The organism is Vibrio sp. B172a, assembly GCF_030248355.1.
Lineage (GTDB): Bacteria > Pseudomonadota > Gammaproteobacteria > Enterobacterales > Vibrionaceae > Vibrio > Vibrio owensii.
Window position 1 is genome coordinate 179,030 of sequence record NZ_JAHGAC010000001.1, and the last position, 21,324, is coordinate 200,353.

Below are 21,324 nucleotides of genomic sequence, written 5' to 3' on the forward strand. Positions count from 1 at the left end.
CTCTCTACAAAATTTCCCTACCAAACTCACAAAATTCCCATTCTCTGATATTTACTTATAATATTTAAGGGTAACGACTCATGAATATTGTTAGTATTCTCGCCTCAAATTAGAGTGATTAATCCAATCTCGGAGTAGTTTTGAACTGGAGAAGACTTGTACAGTTTTACAGTGTCCCGCCTTCACAAGCGGCTTTGGCACTGGGTATGATAGGGCTTGGACAAGCTTGGGCTTTATACATTCCTGACATTGGCGAACCGATAAGACCATTTCTTGCTGCACTTGGTGCATTGCTCCTCACTCCAGTTCTCCTAAAATACGCCACCAGCCCTCGCCTGTTTATGGCGGATATCAAACACCCGCTAAGTGGTAGCTTAATGGCTCCGATGAGCATGGCCTTGCTCGTACTGTGTGACTACCTTGCGGCAGTAGCACCACTTATTGCGTATCCATTGTGGTTTGTGGCGGTCTTACTTCACTTTACGATGATGGTGTTGTTCTTTGGCTTCCAGATCATGAACTTCAAGATGTCGAACATCGTACCAAGTTGGTTCTTATATCCTGTTGGTTTGATCAGCTCTTCCCTTGCAGGTTCTCAATTCGGCCATAATGTGTTTTCTGAAACCTTGGCGATGATGTGCATTGGTATCTACTTCTTCATGTTGCCATTAGTGTTATATCGATTGGTGTTCTTTGGTTCCCTGCCACGCCGAGCACGCCCAACATTGGCGATCATGGCAGCTCCGGTGAACTTGTCTTTAGCGGCGTATTTGGTCAACTTTGGCGAGCCAGATCCTATTCTGACAGGCGCATTGGCAGGCATCGCAATCACCATGACGTTGCTGATTTACCTGTGTTACTTCCGCTTGATGCGTTTGAAGTTCCAGCCATCTATTGCGGCCGTGACCTTCCCTTCCGTTATCAGTGCTATTGCGATGCATCGCCTCACCACCTTTTTTGCTGAGTCTCATCCCCACTGGCATTGGTTGCACGATTTTGGATTCCTAGAGTTAAGCATTGCGACTGTGCTTGTCGTTTGGGTTTCTGCTGGTTATGTAAAAATGTACTGGCCAGAACTCGTAAGAACGCCTTCAAAACAAACATAAAAAAACGACCTCATTGCGAGGTCGTTTTCTTTTGTTCTTTGCAAGCTCATGCCCGATAAACATTACTCGATACACGTTAGCCGATGCATTGAGTTAGCCGATAAACTTGGCCATAAAGTTGCTGATATTGGTCACGCTTGATGCCGCCATTACTACGACAATTGCAACGCCCGTCAGAGTTAAGTAGGCTGGGTGTTTGTAGTCACCTACGATGTCTTTTCTGCGTGTCGCCACCAGCACCATACCTAAAACGATTGGCAGGATAATACTGTTAACAAGGCCAGCCAGCATTAGCAGCAGAATAGGCATGTTCATCGTCACAGTGCCAAGCGATGTGATAATAATAAAACCAACACACCATGCTTTCTCGTTGCGAGCCACAACTGGGAACAGCGTTTTGATAAGGGAAATCGCCATGTACGAGTTACCCACAACCGAGGTAATCGAAGCAACAAACAACACCAAACCAAAGATAAAGTAACCTACCTCACCCGCACCTTGACGGAACGCGTCTGCGGCCGGGTTTGCAGAATCCAAAGTCGCGCCTGTCGCAATCACACCGAACACGGCCATAAACAACAGGATGCGAATCACCACGGCAATTGAAATACCGGCCCATGCTGCCGTTTTGATAGCGGGTACGTTCTCTTTACCTTGCAAGCCGATATCAACCAAACGCTGCGCGCCTGTGTAATAGCCACCGACTGCGCCACCAACGCTCGTTAGCGTCGGTAATAGCAGGCTGCCAATATCAGTAGGCATTACTGCTGCGCTCAAGGTCTCCCCCATTGGCGGCAAACTGGTCATCGCGACATACGCAATTAAGATGATCATAAACAAGCCGAGGTAGCGTGCCATTTGGTCCATGCGTTTAGAAGCGTTGTGCACCACAAACAGCAAACAACCTACTACACCTGTAAAAAGAGCACCCCAAGTCGTATCTACACCCGTTAGTACATTAATACCGAGCGCAGAACCACTTACGTTACCGAAGTTAAATGCAACCGCACCAAGTGCCAGCAGAATACCCACCACGTAGCCCATCCCCGGTGCGACTTTGTTGGCAATATCTTGAATGCGCATACCAGACACACCTACGATACGCCACAGGTTCATCACAATACCAAAAGTGATAAACATGGATGCAAACACAGGGAATGCCATGTCGATTTTGTAGATATTGGTGAAGACCGCTGTTTGGGTTAAAAAGCCAGGTCCAACAGACGTGGTCGCCATTAAGAACGCGACACTAAGAATTGCTTTCTTTTGCCAACTATTTTCCGATGCTTGAATAGAAGCGGGAACAGTCGAGTTGATGGTGGTTTGTGTGGTCATGCCAAATCTCAATTTTGTTGCCTTTCTACTATTAGAAAACAGAAAGACAACTGACCGAGATCAGCTGAGCTTGAAGAATCAAATTGGGCAGAACGAATAGAGAAGTGAAACCTTCGCAACCGTTTGCTGGGCGCGGATATTAAGTCTATCGCATGTGACTGTCAACACAGAAATCGATAAATGATTTTTGTCGTTTTCATTCTCAAATCATTATTCATTTCAGACAGATACAAAAAAGGATGGCGTTTGCCATCCTCTTAGAATAGTGCTTTGTTACTTAGCGTAAACCGTGCAGAAACTCGGCACGCGTTGCTGGGTTGCTTTTGAAGATTCCACCCAATGCTGTTGTCGTCGTTTCGCTGGTTGCATCCATCACACCGCGAGATTTCACGCAGTAGTGTGTTGCGTCAATCGTCACTGCCACATCATCAGACTCAAGCAACGTTTGAAGTGCAACAAGAATCTGCTGTGTCATACGCTCTTGTACTTGTGGACGCTGGGCAAAAAAGCGAACGATACGGTTGATTTTTGATAAGCCAATGATCTTGCCACGTGGAATGTAAGCCACAGCGGCCTTGCCATCAATGGTCACAAGGTGGTGTTCACAAGTACTGGTCACTGTGATGTCCTTCACGCGAACCATCTCGCTCACGTTCATCTTGTTCTCAATCACCGTGATTTTCGGGAAGTTGGAGTAATCCAGGCCAGAGAAGATTTCGTCAACGTACATCTTGGCAATGCGGTGAGGGGTTTCTTCTAGGCTATCGTCGGTAAGGTCAAGTTGAAGCAGACCTAAGATCTCACGCATGTGGTGCTCGATCTTCTCTTTCTTCTCTTCACGACTTACGTTGTTTGGACGCATTGGCGTTTCCAAACCGCGTTGCTCTAGCGCTTCTTTTACTAACTTCGCTGACTCGCTAAGACCTGACATTCCACTTCCTCTTTTGTTACTTCCGCTTCAATACAAACCCAATCAAAACTGCATTCATATTTTTCGCTTTGAGCTGCTCAGTTTCGTGTCTTTACACCAAGTCACATCAAATATAGGTACTGAGCTGATTTTATTGAGCTCCGCGGGCTTTTTACCCCTTTCGGATGGCTGACAAGGATACTCGGATTTTTGAATAATTACACCCATATTTTATAGGTGGACATTCTTACTCGGTCCCCTTTTTATGGTAAAGTTGCCACAAAACAAAAGAACACAGGATTTTCTCAATGGGCTGCTGCGACGCACCTGGCTTGATGCCAATTGAAGAAGCGATGGACAAAATGCTATCGCGAATCAAACCTATCCAAACAACGCTTTCTCTTCCACTTGCTGACGCACTCGGTTTTGTACTGGCAGAAGACATCCTGTCTCCTATTCACGTACCGCCATTCGATAACTCAGCAATGGATGGCTACGCTATTCGCATTCAAGATCTTGAGTCATCTTCCGTTTTGCCTCTGGCAGGTAAATCATTTGCAGGACAACCTTTTGAAGGTGAATGGCCTCAAGGTACCTGTGTTCGCATCATGACTGGCGCAAAAATCCCACAGGGTTGTGATGCCGTTATCATGCAAGAAAACACAGAAGTAACGGATGCTGGCATTCAGTTCAACCAAACCGACGTGAAGCCGCAAAACAACATCCGCCCAACAGGTGACGACATCAAGCAAGGCGACATCGTGCTTGCACAAGGTGCACGTTTAACACCTCGCGATATTCCGATGATTGCGTCTCTTGGTGTGAGCCATGTGACAGTAGTACGTAAGCCAAAAGTTGCTTTCTTCTCTACTGGTGATGAACTTAAACCACTAGGCGAGCCCCTAGACGAAGGTCAGATTTACGATAGCAACCGTTACGGTATTAAACCGCTTATCGAGAACTTCGGTTGTGAAGCCGTAGATCTTGGCATCATTCCAGATTGCCCAGAGACTCTAAAAGCAACCTTTGAACAAGCGCAAACATTGGCAGATGTGGTCGTGACCTCAGGCGGCGTAAGTGTGGGCGAAGCGGATTACACCAAAGACATTCTTGAAGAACTTGGTGAAATCGGTTTCTGGAAGCTAGCAATCAAGCCGGGTAAACCTTTCGCGTTTGGTAAGTTAAGCACTGCTTGGTTCTGTGGTCTACCAGGTAACCCGGTTTCTGCAGTTCTTACTATGTACGTGCTTGTTCAACCAATGCTGGCAAAACTTGCAGGCCATACAGAATGGAAAGCACCCGAGTCTATTCCAGCAACAACCAAAACTGCATTTAAGAAAGCGCCAGGTCGTACCGATTATCAACGTGGTATCTACACATTGGAAGATGGCAAGTTTGTCGTTGAAACAACGGGCAACCAAAGCTCTGGCGCATTCCGCTCAATGAGCCTAGCGAACTGTTTTGTTGTCTTGGAACGTGAACGCGGCCGAGTTGAAGTGGGCGAAACGGTTCAGATTCAACTATTCAACTCAACCCTTTACTAGGAAGTCGTTGTGGATATTCTTTCCGATCAGGAAATGCTGCGTTACAACCGCCAAATCATTCTTCGTCAGTTTGATTTTGAAGGACAAGAAGCACTCAAACAAGCATCGGTATTGATGCTTGGTGCTGGCGGTTTAGGCTGCGCATCAAGCCAATATTTGGCGACTGCTGGTGTCGGTAAAATCACGCTGATTGATGATGATATCGTCGAGCTGTCTAACCTTCAGCGCCAAGTGCTACACCACGATGCGGATATTGGTCGTAAGAAGGTAGAGTCGGCGGCCGATGCACTACGTGAGCTTAACCCGCACATTATCGTAGATACCATCGCAAAACGTCTTGATGATACCGCGTTAGAGAGCCTGATTAAGCAACACACTATTGTTGTCGATGCATCAGATAACGTCGATACGCGCAATCAACTTAACCGCCTATGTTTTGCGACCAAAACACCGCTGATTTCAGGCGCGGCCATTCGTATGGAAGGCCAAGTGAGTGTATTTACTTACGATGACCCAGCACAACCATGTTACCAGTGCTTAAGTGCCCTCTTTGGCAGCGGTGCGTTAAGTTGTGTCGAAGCCGGAGTCATGGCTCCTGTTGTTGGTATCGTTGGCGCAGTACAAGCGATGGAAGCGATTAAAGTGATTGCTGATTACGGCCAACCAAAGAAAGGCAAAATTCTGATTTTGGACGCGCTCAGCATGTCTTGGCGAGAAATGAATCTGATGAAAATACCCACCTGTCCGGTTTGTAGTTAGTTCTAAACCTCTAATCATTCCCAAAAAGCCCAACTCGATGTTGGGCTTTTTTCTCATTTTGACAATCAGATTTAAAACCCTTCTTCTTACAAATATTAAATCAATAAAATTCAACAATTTAAAAGTTGGCACATTCCTTTCATTGCATATATCACGAACCAATGAGAGGGCGAATTATGAAAAGGACATCACTACTACTTGGGTCTCTAATAGCGAGCGCTTATGCACAAGCGGCGCCATTTGACACGTGCCCAAGCAAAGCATACCTATTCCAATCAACCCCGGTTCAAATCTATGGCGTCAATTTGGTTACAGGTTCTACGACTCTTTTAGAGGACGACACAGGTTTGGCTTCGGGCATTAACGGTGTAGGCTTTAACTTCACTGACCGTTATATCTACGGCTACGACACCACAAACAAAAAGATTGTTCGTCTTGGTCAAGACTTCCAAGCAGAAACGCTTGATGTTTCGGGCCTTCCTACCGACCACACGTTTTACGTAGGTGACGTTTACAACCACGTCTACTACTTGTACCGCAAAGGCAAAGGACTTTTCTCCATTGACCTGTCTCCGCTCGATTCTGATCCAAATGCGACATTAAGCATCGTGAAGATCAGCTCAACAGCGACTGTGAACCTAACCGACTTTGCATTCCATCCAGGCGACGGTTCCCTTTACGGCATCGACAATAACTCTGGAGTGCTGTACCAGTTCAACCCATCAAATGGTAATACGACTGCGATAGGTGACACAGGCGAGTTAGGCACATTTGGTGCTGGTTACTTCGATGTGAACGGCAACTACTACGTGTCACGCAACCAAGACGGCAAAATCTATCGTGTTGACCTTTCGGAAGGTAACGCAGCCAATATCGCAGCAGGTATCGTTCCTGCGGTTGAGTTTGTATCCAACGGTCCAAGCTCAAGCCAAAATGATGGCGCACGTTGTGCAAATGCTCCAGTGATTGACGAAGACGAGCCAATTGATTTTGGTGATGCTCCAGACAGCTACCACACCACGCTTGCGTCAAACGGTCCTCGCCACGAGGTGGACGGTGTAACTTGGCTTGGTTCAGTCGCTCCAGATGGTGATGCCGACGGTCAAGCAAACGACAACTCTGTTGGCACAGCTGATGAAGATGGTGTTGGTTTTGTATCCGCACTTGACCCAGGCTTAAGTTCAATTGTGAATGTGACGGCTTCCACTTCTGGCTACCTATCAGCATGGTTTGACTGGAACCGCGATGGTGACTTTGATGATGAAGGCGAACAAGTCTTCACCGACCAACTACTGTCTGCGGGTAATAATCCCCTACCGTTTGTAGTTTCAACCGCTGCAACGGAGGGTTCAAGCTGGAGCCGATTCCGCTTTAGCCAACAAATCGGATTAAACTACGATGGTGGTTCGACGTCTGGTGAGGTGGAAGATTACCCAATTACCATCACTGGTAATGGTTACTCAGTGGAATATTTCCCGAGTGCAGAAGATTACGCCACCGTGGCTTACGAAGATAACTGGCCATACACCGCAGACTACGACATGAACGATGTGGTCGTGAAATTCCGCATCACTGAAACCAGTCTTGCTGGTCATGTTGAGAATATCCAGATTACAGGTGACCTAGCGGCTTACGGCGCAAGTTACAAAAATGGCTTCGCAATCCGACTACCGGGTGTACTGAGAAGCTCGATTGAAAACGGATTAACAACGCTATCCTTCAATGGTGTAGAACAAGCATCTAATGGCTTGGAAAGTATTTCTGATGAAGCCATTTTCATCATCAGTGAAGACTTAAGCACACACGCGGCGAGCAGCTGTAGCTACTTCCGTACCGAGTCTGGCTGTGATGATAACGTTTCACTCACCTTTACCTTGAATGTGTACTTCACTGAAGGATCTGACCGTTCAGCCATTCAAGCCATGCCATACGACCCGTTCATCTTCGCAACGCCGGGGACTTACCATGGCGACGGGATTACCTTCCAGCCAGGTCGTAAATGGGAAGTTCACTTAGCAGACCAAGCACCAACAGAACAATTTGATGATCAAAACCTCTTCGGTGTCGGCGTCGATGCAAGTGACCCAGCACAAGGTGTGTACTTCAAAACAGCAAACAACTTACCTTGGGCACTGTTAATAGTAGAAGATTGGGATTGGCCGCTAGAGCGTGTAGACATGGTCGATGCATACCCTCAATTCCAAACTTGGGCTGAGTCTGGTGGCGAACTAAGCACAGATTGGCACACCGCTCCAACACCTAACAAATGCTACATTCCATAGGGAGATAACATTATGAAAGCACTTATCACAATCATCATGGGATTAGCACTAACAGCTTGTGGCGGAGGCGGTGGCGGCGGAGGTGGTGGTAACAGCACACCTCCACCAACCCAAACCACCGTGCCAGAGGAAGATACTACCCAGCAAGAAGAAACTACCGAAGAAGAGACAACGGTAACAGTAGAAGAAGATGCAACTATGCAGGATCTAGTAGTACCAGATGACTTTAGCTACAACCCAGTGACGGAAGGTACGCTCAATGTAGACATCAGTGGTTTCTCTTCACAACGAGCACACCTAAGCGTGTACAAAGAGTTTGTAGAGAACAGTTCAGGTAACTACGATGCAAGATACCCGAGTAAAGTCGCATCGGTTCCACTCAACAACGGAACAGCAAATGTTGACTTTAATGTCTCTGATAGCCAAGGTAGCCTGCTTGTTGAGATTTGGTTCTATGACGGTAGTGACCCAATTCAGAAAGTGATTACTTCTGGGGACAACACTTGGACCATGTAACTGGGTAAATTGAAGGCATAGCGAAAGCAGCCTTTCAGAGCAAATCTTCAATCTTTAACTTAAAAATCGCATCGTTCTTTTGAACATGCGATTTTTTTGTTGTAAAACAGTAGGATTAATCATCGAGCAGGAAAACACGTTGGACAACCCGAAAACCTTCATTTTGGTCTTTGTTGCTGCCATCGTCGCATTATGTTTGGCTCTGTGGCTAACATCTTCTGATGAAAATCAAACCATCACCGCAAAAGTGATTTCAAATACCCTGACACAATCCCTCGATGGGCAAAGACGCTATCTCACCGTCGAATCGGAGGCACTCGGAACAAAGCGTGTTGCGGTTCCAACCTCTGTACATTGTCCTGAAGGTGCCTTAGTGACATTCAACCAAGCTACGGATTCACTCTTCGAGCAACCGCTCACGTTTTTAAACTGCGAATGAGCCTACTCTTCGAATTCATGTCAAACGTCATACTACTTTGAGGAAATGAAAAACAATGCAAGCACTGATCAGTACTGATGAACTCAATAGCCTTCTCGGCCAACCTAACGTCAAGCTCCTCGACGCTAGTATTGCGTTTCAAATCCCTTCTGAAGGCAAAAAGATCCAAGATAAGTGGATTCCAAATACTTTACGCTTTGATTACGACAATGACTTTTGCTTACCCGGTTCCTCCCTGCCGCATATGATGCCAACAGAAGAAGGCTTTAACCAAAGTGCGCAACAACTCGGTTTGAACAACGAAGACTTGATTGTGGTTTATGACAACTCAGGCACTTTAGCGGCACCAAGAGCTTGGTGGATGTTCAAAGCCATGGGGCATAACAATGTTCGAGTCTTAAACGGCGGGCTTCCGGCTTGGATTGAAGCTGGATTCCCTGCCGAAAGTGTCCTATCGCAACCAAGCGAAAAAGGTAACTTTGCGGGTAAGCTCAACCAAAATGCCTTTTTGAGTGCACAAGATGTTCTTGCTCATTCAACCAATAAAAGTGCCAACATCATCGATGCGAGAGCCAAAGCCCGCTTCCTTGGTGAAGTGCCTGAGCCACGAGAAGGTCTACGTAGTGGGCACATTCCAAATTCGGTTTGCTTACCGTTTCAAGAACTCTTAACCAACGGTCACATTAAACCGAATTCAGAGTTGCAACAGATATTTAGCGCACTAACAATAGATAGTGATAATTCAATCATTTTTAGTTGCGGCTCCGGTGTGACCGCATGCATTTTATTACTCGCGGCGTATCAAATCGGTCTGGACAATCTGTCGGTGTACGACGGTTCTTGGACCGAATGGGGCGCTGACCACTCTCTACCTATCGAGCGTTAAGATCAGGAGCAGTAAAACGATATGATCGGCTTAAAGAAGAACATTTGGACGCTCTATATGACACTGTTTGCCATCAGTGTCGGATTGTTCTCTCTGTTTGGTCACTATCATTACGAATCCACTCTCGATAAATATAAGGACAAACAGCTCCTTCAATTGGAGTTGTTTGCTTCTTCTGTCGATTCTCTATTCAAAGGGCAAGAAACGCTGTTAGAAGTCGTTGGGCATCAACTGATTGACCAAAACGATTTCACTCGCACCGCGTCATTACAAATGCGCCCTTTGCTTGATGACTTGATGGATATCCATCCCGCCATCGCCGCTTTTGGCCTGACAAATCCTGAGGGGGATTATCTTGCCATTAGTTCTAATCTGGATTTACAAAAACTCCACAACCTCAAGCAAGATCCTCAGACTAAACAGACTTTCGAAGCCGCACTGCAATCTGAGCACATGGTCGTCGGTAGAACCTATTTCATGCCTGCGCTCGATTCGTTAGTGATTCCAATTCGAAAAGCGATTCGAGATAAAAGTGGTAAGGTGCTGGCGGTGATGACAGCAGGCTTCAACATGAACTCGTCTTTGGTGTTTAGAAATGATGTGCACGCCAACAAACACAATCGCGTGTCTTTGGTCCGAGAGGACGGCTACCTAACCTTTACCTCAGCAGAACAAGCAAGCCTATTCAGTTATACCCTTCCTGCTGATGGGCACAAAAAATCCATTGTTTTTGAACAGGTTGAGAAAAAGTACGGGTGGAGTCGAGAAACCGTCAAAGCGTTATCTGGTGCGGTCAATATTGTTGCTGATGATCCAAGAATTAATCAACTCGTCACGCTGAAGTACCTGCCAGATTACAAGTTGTGGGCCTCGTCTTCCACTGATCTACGCTACATCCAAAGTGGATTTTTCGACCAATTTGCACTGTATTCCATTGTCTTTCTTTTTATCCAAGCGGGTTTTTACGCACTCGTTCGCTCTATTGCCAACAACGAACTGGCGACACGCCAAAAGCTCCTTTACCAAGCGCATCATGATCACCTAACGCTGCTGCCGAATCGAGAATATCTCAGAACACACATTAAAGGTTGGTTAAGCGGGTCTTCAACGCCATTTACTCTGATGTTCATCGACATCGACAACTTTAAATCGGTCAACGACACTCATGGGCACGAGTTCGGCGACGAAGTGTTGAAGCAAATCGCACTGCGCTTGAAAAGCTTCGACAGTGATGGTCGATTGATTGTTAGAGAAGCTAGTGATGAGTTCATACTGCTCGTCAACCGTACCGATGAAAATGCTGTGCGAACGCTGGCAAGTGACCTAATTCACTACTTGTCTGAGCCTTACCTTGTGAATGAAAACCAGTTTCTATTGAGTTGCAGCATCGGTGTTGCCCTCTACCCTTCACACGGTAAAAATTTAGACGCATTGCTTCGCTCCGCAGATATCGCGATGTATCAGGCGAAAAAAGAGCGCAATGCATACAGTGTGTTCGACCAACAAATGCAAGCCAAACACCTGCATAAAATGAAGGTTGAACAACGTTTGAGGTTAGCGATAGAACGACAAAATCTGTTCCTAGTTTATCAACCACAGTTAAACGTGAACGGTGAAATCTATGGTGTTGAAGCCCTGATTCGTTGGCAAGATGAAGAGCTGGGTTTTGTTCCACCCAATGAGTTCATCCCCGTAGCGGAAAGCTCAGGCTTGATGGTGAGACTGGGTGAGTTAATCATCGAGAAAAGTTTGATTGATATGGCTCGCCTAACCAAACTAGCCACTCAACCAATTCAAATGTCGATAAACATCTCGGTCAAACAGTTCATTCAAGTCAACTTTATCGACGACTTGGTGACGTTGATTGATAAACATGGGGTCGACCAACATCGAATAACACTCGAAATCACCGAGAACCTATTTATTGAAGACCTCAACAAGTTTGCCCCGATTTGCGAACGCTTGCACACTCTAGGCTTCAAGATTTCTTTGGATGATTTTGGTACGGGCTACTCTTCCCTTTCGATGCTCAAAGCGTTACCGATTGATGAAGTTAAAATCGATAAGAGCTTTGTCGACAATATCGAGAACGACGAAAAAGCACTGAACATGGTGCAAAACATCATTGCTATCGGTAAAAACTTTGGGATGAAAGTGCTTGCTGAAGGGGTTGAGACACGTCAGCAACGCGATCAACTTGCCGCGTGTGGCTGTGATTTGATCCAAGGCTACTTCTATTCCAAACCCTTGCCTTTTGAGCAATTGATTAGCTTCGCCGCAGAGAACCAAAACGAAAAAGCCGTCGAACGATAGCGACGGCTTGATTTAAGTAGTTATAGCGTAAGGGACAGAGGCTAGTTCTGCATTTCCTTATACATCACTTCGACTAACTCCCCTTTCGGATCTCCTGATAGCTCCCACGTAAAGATCCCACCAAGGTTTGATTGTTTCGCCCAGTCTGCTTTGGCTTTTATAGAGCGCTGATCTTCGAATGAGATGAACACCTTCTTATCTGGGTTCCACAGGTAAGGCGCTTGAGCTTGCTCGTCATATTTGTACTCATATCCCTGTTTCATGCTGTAGTTCTTCATCAGATCCCAGAACATGAAGTAGCCATTCTCACCAGTACCGAACTGTGCGCCTTGCTCAGAAACTAGGTCTTGAGTTGGTAAGCCACCGGAGAAATCTTTGGTACCTTGCCAGCCACGGCCGTAGAACGCCGCACCAATCACCAACTTTTCACTCGGAATGCCCAACTCAATCATTTGATTAATAAACACGTCTGCGCCCATTCCCCACCAACTGCGGTCGGTCGCATGTAGGTTAGTTGTATGCCCTGTCTGCTGTCCCCAACCGCCAAGGAAATCGTAAGTCATCGCAAACATGTTGGTTAGGTAAGGCTGCGCCGCTTTCCAATCGATGCCCGCCGCTTTTGGACCAACACCCACCGCGGTTGAAAGCTCGTACTCACGCTTGGTCTTTTTCGCTAGTGTATCTAAATCGCCACGCATGGTTTTGACTAGATATGTGAAAGCGTCACGTTCAAGCGCTTTCTGCTCATCCGTCAACTTAGTATCTGGGTTCCAAGGAGACGTCGTTAAACCGCCGCCACCTGGGTATTCCCAATCCAAGTCAATGCCATCGAAGAAATCGTATTGAGCAATCAACTCAACAGCCGTTTTAGAGAACTGATCCATCGCTTGCTGGTTTTTAGCCATTGCATGGAAAGGTTCAGACATGGTCCAACCGCCAAAAGAAGGGAGAATTTTCAGATCAGGGTGTTGCTTCTTAAGTTCGGCTAATTGAGCGAAGTGCCCTTTATATGGAACGTCGACAGAGACCGGACCAAAGTCTTTTTCAAGTGCCGCCTCGGTATCAACCAGAATAGCGGTATATGGCTCTTTGCCTTCACATTGCTTAGCGACTAACTTTTGCACTGTCTGAGATGCGCCAGTATGAGGACCACACATGCTCAAAAACGCATAGATGATATGGGTCAGGTTATCAGCTGGGATGTCTTTTACTGTATATGGGTTGTCTGCGTTAGCGTATTGCCAATCAGCAAAATAGCCTGCAACGACTTTTTGCTCGGCGTGCGCCATGCCTGTTAACCCCGTAAATAAAGCAGCTGCGAGAAGTGTCTTTTTCATAATTTCCTCCAGAGTAATCAACTACAAATTACTCCTGAGGATTATTTTTAACTTGGAAACGAAATCAGGCTGCGAGTCATTTATAAATCCTCACAGCCTGATTACATAGTTTGCATATTATTTGTGCTAAACCTCTGATGTACTGTTGCCGTGCATCTGTTCATCCAAGTTAAGAACCGTCAATGCATTACTAACGCTGGTTGCAATAACATCAATCGCGCCAGTTCTTAAAGCACCTAATAGTGCGAGTGGCTTGCTGTTTTCCGCCGCAATCGCAATCACTTCTGCAATCGGTCTAAACTCTTCGATACCTAAACCGATTACTCGGTCACTCATTACTGTGTTTGCGACGTTGCCGTGGATATCAAAGAAGTCGTAGCCAGCAAAGTCCCCGACGACACCTTGCATTAAACGAGATTGCACCACTTCATCTGGAGTGAACCATCCAAGGTCAACCATGTAGCTGTTTTCACTCATATCACCGATACCGACAAGGGCAACATCTGCTTTACGCGCGAGATCGAGCGTTTGTTTGACCGTAGCATTTTGCATGAAGGCAATTTTCTGCTCTCGGTTTTCAGCGTAAGCCGGTGCATAAAGGGTTTCGGAGGTTCCACCATATTTCTTAGCAAACTGTCGGCAAATGTGGTCGGCGTTAAACATACCGCCACGAGGGTGAATCCCGCCGATGCCGCACACAAACTTACAATCACGCGGCGTAATAACACCAATGTGGTGAGCCACGGAAGATACGTTACGCCCTTGCCCTACCGTCACCACCATGCCGTTCTTGAGCGTGCTAGTAAGGTAGTTAGAGACTAAACCTGACACTTGAAGGCGCTGCGCTTCTTCATTGGGCTGATCCAATGCCACTAGCGCGCGTTTCACACCAAAGCGATCAATCAAGCGTTGCTCGATCTTAGCGCTGAACACTGGATGGTACTTTACGGTTATTTCAACAATCCCTTCATCACGCGCCTGTTTGAGCATTCGCCCTACTTTGGCACGAGAAATGGAAAATTTTCTGGATATCTCTTCCTGTGTTGCGCCATCTTGATAATAAGCAACGGAAATCTCCGTTAGTAAGTCTGTGCTTTCAATAGAAATATCTTGGTTAGAACTGCTCATGGTTTTTCTCGCCCTTTTAGAGGATCGACATTGTATGCATTAGTGAGCATCCGCTCATTGACTTAGCATATGTTACCCTCCAATTTTACTGCGACATTTGCTCACTGCAATGACATTTTCTCACTACTTAATTTTATTAATCTCAGCACTGCTCAAGCCTTGAACAATAAGGGCAAACGTTTATTTCGGCCATGCTCTGAACACACAGCAAAAAAACGTTGATGAACTTCACTTAAAGTCGGTTTCGGCGATTGACTTTCAGCATGGATAGGATAAATATGGATTCATCATTTACTCAGCTACCGATCAAATGTTCATAGCAAATGTTCGGTACCGAAATTTTCCGTAGTTGGCTGAGCAGATGTCTCGTTAAATATGATGAGACGATTAGCCGACACGCTTGCAAATGCACAAGCTGTGGTATTGAAAACCACACTTAAGCCCATTTATATAGGATGATCGATTATGAGCAACAAGTTAGAGCAACTTCGTAAACTAACAACTGTAGTAGCGGACACTGGTGAAATTGACGCAATCAAAAAGTACCAACCTGAAGATGCAACAACGAACCCATCTCTTATCCTAAAAGCGGCTCAAATCGAAGAGTACGCACCTCTAATCGACGCTTCTATCGAATACGCAAAAGCACAAAGCAACGACAAAGCACAACAAGTACAAGACACTTGTGACATGCTTGCAGTAAACATCGGTAAAGAGATCCTAAAAACTATCCCTGGCCGTATCTCTACAGAAGTAGATGCTCGTCTTTCTTACGACACAGAAGGCAGCGTTGCTAAAGCTCGCCAGCTTGTAAAAATGTACAACGACGCAGGCATCACTAACGACCGCATCCTAATCAAACTGGCTTCTACTTGGGAAGGTATCCGCGCTGCAGAGATCCTAGAGAAAGAAGGCATCAACTGTAACCTAACGCTTCTATTCTCTTTCGCTCAAGCTCGTGCATGTGCTGAAGCTGGCGTATTCCTAATCTCGCCATTCGTTGGCCGCATCATGGACTGGTACAAAGCGAAAGAAGGTCGTGACTTTGAAGCTTCAGAAGATCCAGGTGTAATCTCTGTAACAGACATCTACAACTACTACAAAGACTACGGTTACAACACAGTTGTTATGGGCGCAAGCTTCCGTAACATCGGCGAGATCCTAGAACTTGCTGGCTGTGACCGTCTAACTATCGCTCCTGCTCTTCTTGCTGAGCTAGAAGCTGCTGAAGGTGAAGTTGTAGAGAAACTGGTTGATTCTAAAGGTTCTAAAGAGCGTCCAGCTCCAATGTCTCACGCTGAGTTCCTATGGGAGCACAACCTAGACGCAATGGCTGTTGAGAAAGTAGCTGAAGGTATCCGTAACTTCGCGGTTGACCAAGGCAAACTAGAAGACATGATCGCAGCTAAGCTTTAATTGCTTACCAAAAGCGAGTAGCCAGCCTACTCGCTTTTAGCATCAACGCTTTATTCAAAAAATTCTATTTGAACTTGTTCCGACGAGTTCCCTCTATTTAAATCAAATATCGAGAAGTAACTACTATGGATCGTAAATACCTTGCAAATGCAATCCGTGCACTAAGCATGGACGGTGTTCAACAAGCTAACTCTGGCCACCCAGGCGCACCTATGGGTATGGCTGACATCGCTGAAGTTCTTTGGCGTTCTCACCTAAACCACAACCCATCAAACCCAGAGTGGGCTGACCGCGACCGTTTCGTACTGTCTAACGGCCACGGCTCTATGCTTATCTACTCTCTACTGCACCTTGCAGGCTACGAGTTATCTATCGACGATCTTAAGAACTTCCGTCAGCTTCACTCTAAGACTCCTGGTCACCCAGAGTACGGCTACGCACCTGGTATCGAGACAACAACGGGCCCTCTAGGTCAAGGCATCACTAACGCTGTTGGTATGGCGATGGCTGAGAAAGCACTAGCGGCTCAGTTCAACAAAGAAGGCCACGACATCGTTGACCACTTCACTTACGTGTTCATGGGCGACGGCTGTCTAATGGAAGGTATCTCGCACGAGGCTTGTTCTCTTGCCGGTACGCTAGGCCTTGGCAAACTGATCGCATTCTGGGATGACAACGGCATCTCTATCGACGGTCACGTTGAAGGTTGGTTCTCTGACGATACACCTAAGCGTTTTGAATCTTACGGCTGGCACGTAATCCCTGCTGTAGATGGTCACGACTCTGAAGCGATCAACGCAGCAATCGAAGCAGCAAAAGCAGATCCACGCCCTACGCTTATCTGTACTAAAACTATCATCGGTTTTGGTTCACCAAACAAATCTGGTTCACACGACTGTCACGGTGCGCCACTAGGTGCTGAAGAAATTGCAGCAACACGTAAAGAACTAGGTTGGGAGCACGGTCCTTTTGAAATTCCGCAGGAAGTCTACGCAGAGTGGTCAGCGAAAGAAGCAGGCGCAGCTAAGGAAGCAGCGTGGGACGAGAAATTTGCAGCTTATGAAGCAGCGTACCCTGAGCTGGCAGCTGAATTCAAACGCCGCGTAAACGGTGAACTACCGGCTGAGTGGGAAGAGAAAGCAAACCAAATCATTGCTGACCTTCAAGCAAACCCAGCAAACATCGCATCACGTAAAGCATCTCAAAACGCACTAGAAGCGTTTGGTCAAATGCTTCCAGAATTCATGGGCGGCTCTGCTGACCTAGCGCCTTCTAACCTAACTATGTGGTCTGGTTCTAAGTCTCTAGAAGCGAACGATTTCTCTGGTAACTACATCCACTACGGTGTACGTGAATTCGGCATGACAGCGATCATGAACGGTATCGCACTACACGGCGGTTTTGTTCCTTACGGTGCAACATTCCTAATGTTCATGGAATACGCTCGTAACGCTATGCGTATGGCTGCTCTGATGAAAGTTCAGAACATCCAAGTTTACACGCACGACTCTATCGGTCTTGGCGAAGATGGTCCAACTCACCAACCGGTTGAGCAAATCGCGTCTCTACGTCTTACTCCAAACATGAGCACATGGCGTCCATGTGACCAAGTTGAGTCTGCAGTAGCATGGAAACTAGCGATTGAACGTAAAGATGGCCCATCAGCACTTATCTTCTCTCGTCAAAACCTAGCGCAACAAGAACGTACTGCTCAGCAAGTTGCTGATATCGCTAAAGGTGGTTACATCCTGAAAGACAGCGATGGTAAGCCTGAGCTAATCCTAATCGCGACAGGTTCTGAAGTTGAACTAGCAGTGAAAGCAGCAGAGCAGCTAACCGCTGAAGGTAAGAAAGTACGCGTTGTTTCAATGCCTGCAACAGATACATTCGACAAGCAAGACGCAGCTTACCGTGAATCAGTACTACCATCAGATGTAACGGCACGTATCGCTATCGAAGCAGGCATTGCTGACTTCTGGTACAAGTACGTTGGCTTCGACGGCCGCATCATCGGTATGACAACATTCGGTGAATCTGCGCCAGCTGACCAACTGTTCGAAATGTTTGGTTTCACTGTAGAAAACGCAGTAAACACAGCAAAAGAACTGCTAGCTTAATCGCTAAGTATTGTCAGTTTTCTCTATTGCGAATTTGAAAACTGAAAAGCCCCGCTTCGGCGGGGCTTTATTTTATCTATCCAATTTCAAAAACGATTCAACGCTCTAGTTCTAGTTCGAATCATTTCTCCTCAAACTGAATCGCAAGTCGATAAAAGTCTTGAACTTGTTCTTTCAACTGCTTACTGTTTTGTTCTACAGAATGTGTAGCCGCTAAGTTCTGCTCTGCTGTCGACGCAATAGAATGAATGTGCTGGTTCACGTCGCTAGAAAGCTGCAACTGCTTATTGGCAGAGTCCGCGACATTCACCATCAAACCACTCATGGTTTGCATCATCTGTTCTACCTCAGACAGACGCGCCGCACTTTGTTCAGCCACTTGCGAACAGGTGTCTGTTTGGTCTTTATTAGCGATGATATCCTTCTGCCAGCCTTGAATCGTCATTAGCATAGCTTCAATCGATGCATTAATTTGCTCAGTCGCATTCGAGGTACGTCCGGAAAGCGCCCTCACCTCATCAGCCACAACAGCAAAACCACGACCTTGTTCACCCGCTCGCGCTGCCTCAATTGCAGCATTGAGTGCTAGCAGGTTAGTTTGATCGGCAATTCCACCAATCTCTTCCATTAATTGACTGACCTTTTGTGCTTGGTCACTCAATTGATAGGTCGTTTCTGTCGCCTTCTCAGCTTGCAAGCTTAGTTGCGCTAGGTTGGTATGGGTTTGATCTATCGTTTCTTTCGCCATTAGACAGGACTTCAAAGTATCATCAATCAGCAGATGAGCATCGTGAGTGCTGGATGAAACCGAGTTCGCTGATGCCTCCATCGAGTCAGCAGCATCACGAACTTCATGAATGTCTTTGTTCTGCTGCGTCAAAGCCGTAAGTACTTCTGCGGTGGTATGACTTAGCTCTTCAGCGCAATTTTGGAGCGGTCTTGCCGAGTCTGTCATACGACCCAAAACGGTACGAATACGAGCAGAAAGCATTTTGATGTGAAAGTCCGCGATAGAGAATGGCTTATTACCGGAATACACCAAGCGACTCACACTGTCGTATTGCGCTTGCAGTTTTTTAAACTGTTGCGGCGTATCAATGAGTTCTTGGCGGAACAACACGGTAAGCACGCCTGCCGGTAATAATGTAGCAAGCCAAGCGAGTGGCCCTTCAAGTGATAAAGCAAAGCTAGTGACCGGTGCGGCTAATGCACCTAGAAGAATCGCATAGCGTAGTGTTTCATTTAACTTCAGTGACCATGCACGTCCCGACTTTTCCGCTTTCAAAAGCCCTTGGTAAGCCTTAGAAGCGATATCAACCCATTCACGCTTTGGTTTCACACGAACCGATTGATAGCCCACCATTTGATGGCCTTCATAAATTGGGGTTACGTAAGCATCGACCCAATAGTAACCACCCGACTTCGTACTGTTCTTTACAATTCCGCGCCACGCTTTGCCTTGTTTTAGGCGAGCCCACATATCACCAAAAGCGGCTTTGGGCATATCTCCGTGGCGAACGATATTGTGGTTTTGTCCGAGCAGTTCGTCGTGGCTGTATTCTGCGATTCGACAAAACGCATCATTACAGTAAGTAATTACACCTTTGAGATCGGTGGTTGAGACCAGCTCGTCGGAATCTCCTACAAGGGTTTCTTGAGCTTTATTGGAAGTTGAGACTGACATAGATGAGGCTTCTATAGTTTTTATTAAATTGCGACAGGTTATATACACGATTGTTATATTTATTACAAAATGCTAGAGAAAAAACCTTACAGATGCGACATTTCGAGCTCGAAAAACTTACTTAGATAACAATAATTAACCAATTATTTTGTGGGTTGTGAGCCGATAGACAAAAAAGACCCAGTGTACATAACTGGGTCTTATAAAATCTTGAAGTTGATTTATGCAACTTGAGATTCAGGGTTGTTATTTGCTTTGATAAAAAATATTCCCATCACCAATAGAACAAAAGGCAGAACATACAAATTTAAGTTCTGCCACCCTACGGTAGATTCCAACCAACCAGACAAAAGCGCAGTAACGGTGACGCAGCTGAACACGAAAAACTCATTAAACGCCTGCGCTTTACTCTTGTTCTTTGCTTCATAACTCTGGCTAAACAAGCTTGTTGCAGCGATAAACATGAAATTCCATCCAACCCCGAGTAAGATCAACGCGGTACTGAAATGCCAAATAGAAAGTCCGTGCATGTTAATCGCGATACACGCAATAAACAGTACTCCACCAGCTAAGATCATCTTCTTTGCCCCAAACTTCTCGATCAAACTGCCCGTAAAGAAAGCAGGAACAAACATGCCCAAGACATGCCATTCAATCACACCAGCCGCTCTGGTGAAGTCAAAGCCACAACCAATCATCGCCAAAGGAGTTGCTGTCATCAGAATATTCATGACAGCATAGGCAACCATCGCGGCTAGAACTGCGATCATAAAGTTAGGACGGCGAACAATGACTTTTAGCGAGTCTGTTTTTAAATGCGAACTCTGGGTGCGTGCCGAGGGGAATCGAATCGTTTGAAGCAAAATGAGTGCGGTAACATACAAACCAATCAATACAGCAAAAGCACTAATATACAGACCATCGCTTGACCACTTTTGTGAATAGACAGCGAGGTTTGGCCCTAATACTGCGGCAAGTACCCCGCCCGCCATGGAAATAGAAATTGCGCGGTGCCTCGCAGATTCATCACAAACTTCAATCGCAGCAAATCGATAGAGCGTACCGAATCCAATCCCTACACCTAATAAAAAGGTAGAAGCACAAAACAAAGTGAAGTTTTCTAACGAAAGCGCATAAGTTGCTAATGAAGCGCCAAAGATGCCAATAACGTTACCCAAGCTAAAACCTAGACGACGCCCCAGTTTTCCCATAATTAAGGAAGCAGGAATCGTCGCTGACATTAAGCCAAGAAATTGCAACGCTACTGGCAGAGTAATCATGCTTGAAGAAGGAGCGATTTGCTTTCCGATGAGCGCGATGACTGAGATTAAGAGAATGTTCCCTGTCATTAATAAAGCTTGGCAAAGTGACAATAGCCAGACGTTTCTGTTCATCTCATTCCTTGGGTGTTTTTTAATCTATGCCCACACCATAACGGATTTAAAACTAAAACACATGACTTATGTGCAACACGTTTATTCTTGTTTTGGTTTAGTTGGATATAACCGATTTCATTCTATGTTTTCAGAACATTAAAAAAGCCAGCAAGTTG

General features: G+C 46.1%; 16 protein-coding genes. 10 read left to right on the forward strand and 6 right to left on the reverse strand.

Features of this window, described 5'->3' with window-relative positions; all coding sequences use genetic code 11:
- Positions 1–140: 140 nt before the first annotated feature.
- On the forward strand, positions 141–1,106 hold the full coding sequence (locus KIT90_RS00680; RefSeq protein WP_081096614.1) for a TDT family transporter: 966 nt from the start codon (positions 141–143) through the stop codon (positions 1,104–1,106).
- A gap of 93 nt (positions 1,107–1,199) precedes the next feature.
- On the opposite strand, the gene KIT90_RS00685 is transcribed toward KIT90_RS00680, so the two are convergent.
- Positions 1,200–2,441 (reverse strand): NRAMP family divalent metal transporter, encoded by a 1,242-nt coding sequence (locus tag KIT90_RS00685; RefSeq protein WP_285374454.1) that lies wholly within the window; start codon positions 2,439–2,441, stop codon positions 1,200–1,202.
- A 277-nt stretch (positions 2,442–2,718) separates the two neighbouring features.
- Complete coding sequence (folE, locus tag KIT90_RS00690; protein ID WP_005373478.1) at positions 2,719–3,372, reverse strand: GTP cyclohydrolase I FolE; 654 nt, start codon at positions 3,370–3,372, stop codon at positions 2,719–2,721.
- Positions 3,373–3,659: 287 nt separating this feature from the next.
- Here folE and moeA point away from each other — a divergent pair, with 287 nt between their 5' ends.
- The 7 genes from moeA (at position 3,660) to KIT90_RS00725 (ending at position 12,090) form a co-directional block, all read left to right on the forward strand.
- Positions 3,660–4,895 (forward strand): molybdopterin molybdotransferase MoeA, encoded by a 1,236-nt coding sequence (gene moeA, locus KIT90_RS00695; RefSeq protein ID WP_010452536.1) that lies wholly within the window; start codon positions 3,660–3,662, stop codon positions 4,893–4,895.
- A 9-nt stretch (positions 4,896–4,904) separates the two neighbouring features.
- Positions 4,905–5,654 carry a molybdopterin-synthase adenylyltransferase MoeB gene (gene moeB / locus KIT90_RS00700; RefSeq protein ID WP_285374456.1) on the forward strand — a complete coding sequence of 250 codons (750 nt, stop codon included), beginning with the start codon at positions 4,905–4,907 and terminating at the stop codon, positions 5,652–5,654.
- A gap of 176 nt (positions 5,655–5,830) precedes the next feature.
- Positions 5,831–7,936 (forward strand): LruC domain-containing protein, encoded by a 2,106-nt coding sequence (locus KIT90_RS00705; protein WP_285374457.1) that lies wholly within the window; start codon positions 5,831–5,833, stop codon positions 7,934–7,936.
- A gap of 12 nt (positions 7,937–7,948) precedes the next feature.
- Positions 7,949–8,452, forward strand: coding sequence for a hypothetical protein (locus tag KIT90_RS00710; protein WP_038895740.1), 504 nt, complete (start codon positions 7,949–7,951; stop codon positions 8,450–8,452).
- A gap of 139 nt (positions 8,453–8,591) precedes the next feature.
- Positions 8,592–8,891 carry a hypothetical protein gene (locus KIT90_RS00715; protein ID WP_045483345.1) on the forward strand — a complete coding sequence of 100 codons (300 nt, stop codon included), beginning with the start codon at positions 8,592–8,594 and terminating at the stop codon, positions 8,889–8,891.
- 55 nt (positions 8,892–8,946) lie between these two features.
- Positions 8,947–9,777: a sulfurtransferase gene (locus tag KIT90_RS00720; RefSeq protein ID WP_285374458.1), complete on the forward strand. Its 831-nt coding sequence runs from the start codon at positions 8,947–8,949 to the stop codon at positions 9,775–9,777.
- A 21-nt stretch (positions 9,778–9,798) separates the two neighbouring features.
- Positions 9,799–12,090, forward strand: coding sequence for an EAL domain-containing protein (locus KIT90_RS00725; protein WP_285374459.1), 2,292 nt, complete (start codon positions 9,799–9,801; stop codon positions 12,088–12,090).
- Between the two features lie 41 nt (positions 12,091–12,131).
- Here KIT90_RS00725 and KIT90_RS00730 read toward each other — a convergent pair whose 3' ends face one another.
- Together KIT90_RS00730 and KIT90_RS00735 are read right to left on the reverse strand one after the other, a co-directional pair.
- Entirely contained in the window at positions 12,132–13,427 is a 1,296-nt protein-coding gene (locus KIT90_RS00730; protein ID WP_285374461.1) for a glycoside hydrolase family 18 protein, read from the reverse strand.
- A 126-nt stretch (positions 13,428–13,553) separates the two neighbouring features.
- Positions 13,554–14,555, reverse strand: a complete 1,002-nt coding sequence (locus KIT90_RS00735; protein ID WP_005435602.1) for a sugar-binding transcriptional regulator — start codon at positions 14,553–14,555, stop codon at positions 13,554–13,556.
- A gap of 465 nt (positions 14,556–15,020) precedes the next feature.
- On the opposite strand from KIT90_RS00735, the gene tal reads away from it, so the two are divergent.
- Together tal and tkt are read left to right on the forward strand one after the other, a co-directional pair.
- A complete protein-coding gene (tal, locus tag KIT90_RS00740; RefSeq protein WP_005425862.1) occupies positions 15,021–15,971 on the forward strand; it encodes a transaldolase in 951 nt (316 codons plus the stop codon).
- Between the two features lie 125 nt (positions 15,972–16,096).
- On the forward strand, positions 16,097–18,088 hold the full coding sequence (tkt, locus tag KIT90_RS00745) for a transketolase (protein WP_285374462.1): 1,992 nt from the start codon (positions 16,097–16,099) through the stop codon (positions 18,086–18,088).
- A 121-nt stretch (positions 18,089–18,209) separates the two neighbouring features.
- On the opposite strand, the gene KIT90_RS00750 is transcribed toward tkt, so the two are convergent.
- Positions 18,210–19,772, reverse strand: coding sequence for a PAS domain-containing methyl-accepting chemotaxis protein (locus tag KIT90_RS00750; protein ID WP_285374463.1), 1,563 nt, complete (start codon positions 19,770–19,772; stop codon positions 18,210–18,212).
- Between the two features lie 221 nt (positions 19,773–19,993).
- On the reverse strand, positions 19,994–21,166 hold the full coding sequence (locus tag KIT90_RS00755; protein WP_285374464.1) for an MFS transporter: 1,173 nt from the start codon (positions 21,164–21,166) through the stop codon (positions 19,994–19,996).
- Between the last annotated feature and the right edge of the window lie 158 nt (positions 21,167–21,324).

What these genes read in the sequence shown, in the direction of transcription:
- KIT90_RS00685 (WP_285374454.1), bottom strand. Translation starts at nt 2,441, where the DNA reads ATGACCACACAAACCACCATCAACTCGACTGTTCCCGCTTCTATTCAA.
- folE (WP_005373478.1), bottom strand. Translation starts at nt 3,372, where the DNA reads ATGTCAGGTCTTAGCGAGTCAGCGAAGTTAGTAAAAGAAGCGCTAGAG.
- moeA (WP_010452536.1), top strand. Translation starts at nt 3,660, where the DNA reads ATGGGCTGCTGCGACGCACCTGGCTTGATGCCAATTGAAGAAGCGATG.
- KIT90_RS00705 (WP_285374457.1), top strand. Translation starts at nt 5,831, where the DNA reads ATGAAAAGGACATCACTACTACTTGGGTCTCTAATAGCGAGCGCTTAT.
- KIT90_RS00710 (WP_038895740.1), top strand. Translation starts at nt 7,949, where the DNA reads ATGAAAGCACTTATCACAATCATCATGGGATTAGCACTAACAGCTTGT.
- KIT90_RS00720 (WP_285374458.1), top strand. Translation starts at nt 8,947, where the DNA reads ATGCAAGCACTGATCAGTACTGATGAACTCAATAGCCTTCTCGGCCAA.
- KIT90_RS00725 (WP_285374459.1), top strand. Translation starts at nt 9,799, where the DNA reads ATGATCGGCTTAAAGAAGAACATTTGGACGCTCTATATGACACTGTTT.
- KIT90_RS00730 (WP_285374461.1), bottom strand. Translation starts at nt 13,427, where the DNA reads ATGAAAAAGACACTTCTCGCAGCTGCTTTATTTACGGGGTTAACAGGC.
- KIT90_RS00735 (WP_005435602.1), bottom strand. Translation starts at nt 14,555, where the DNA reads ATGAGCAGTTCTAACCAAGATATTTCTATTGAAAGCACAGACTTACTA.
- tal (WP_005425862.1), top strand. Translation starts at nt 15,021, where the DNA reads ATGAGCAACAAGTTAGAGCAACTTCGTAAACTAACAACTGTAGTAGCG.
- tkt (WP_285374462.1), top strand. Translation starts at nt 16,097, where the DNA reads ATGGATCGTAAATACCTTGCAAATGCAATCCGTGCACTAAGCATGGAC.
- KIT90_RS00750 (WP_285374463.1), bottom strand. Translation starts at nt 19,772, where the DNA reads ATGTCAGTCTCAACTTCCAATAAAGCTCAAGAAACCCTTGTAGGAGAT.
- KIT90_RS00755 (WP_285374464.1), bottom strand. Translation starts at nt 21,166, where the DNA reads ATGAACAGAAACGTCTGGCTATTGTCACTTTGCCAAGCTTTATTAATG.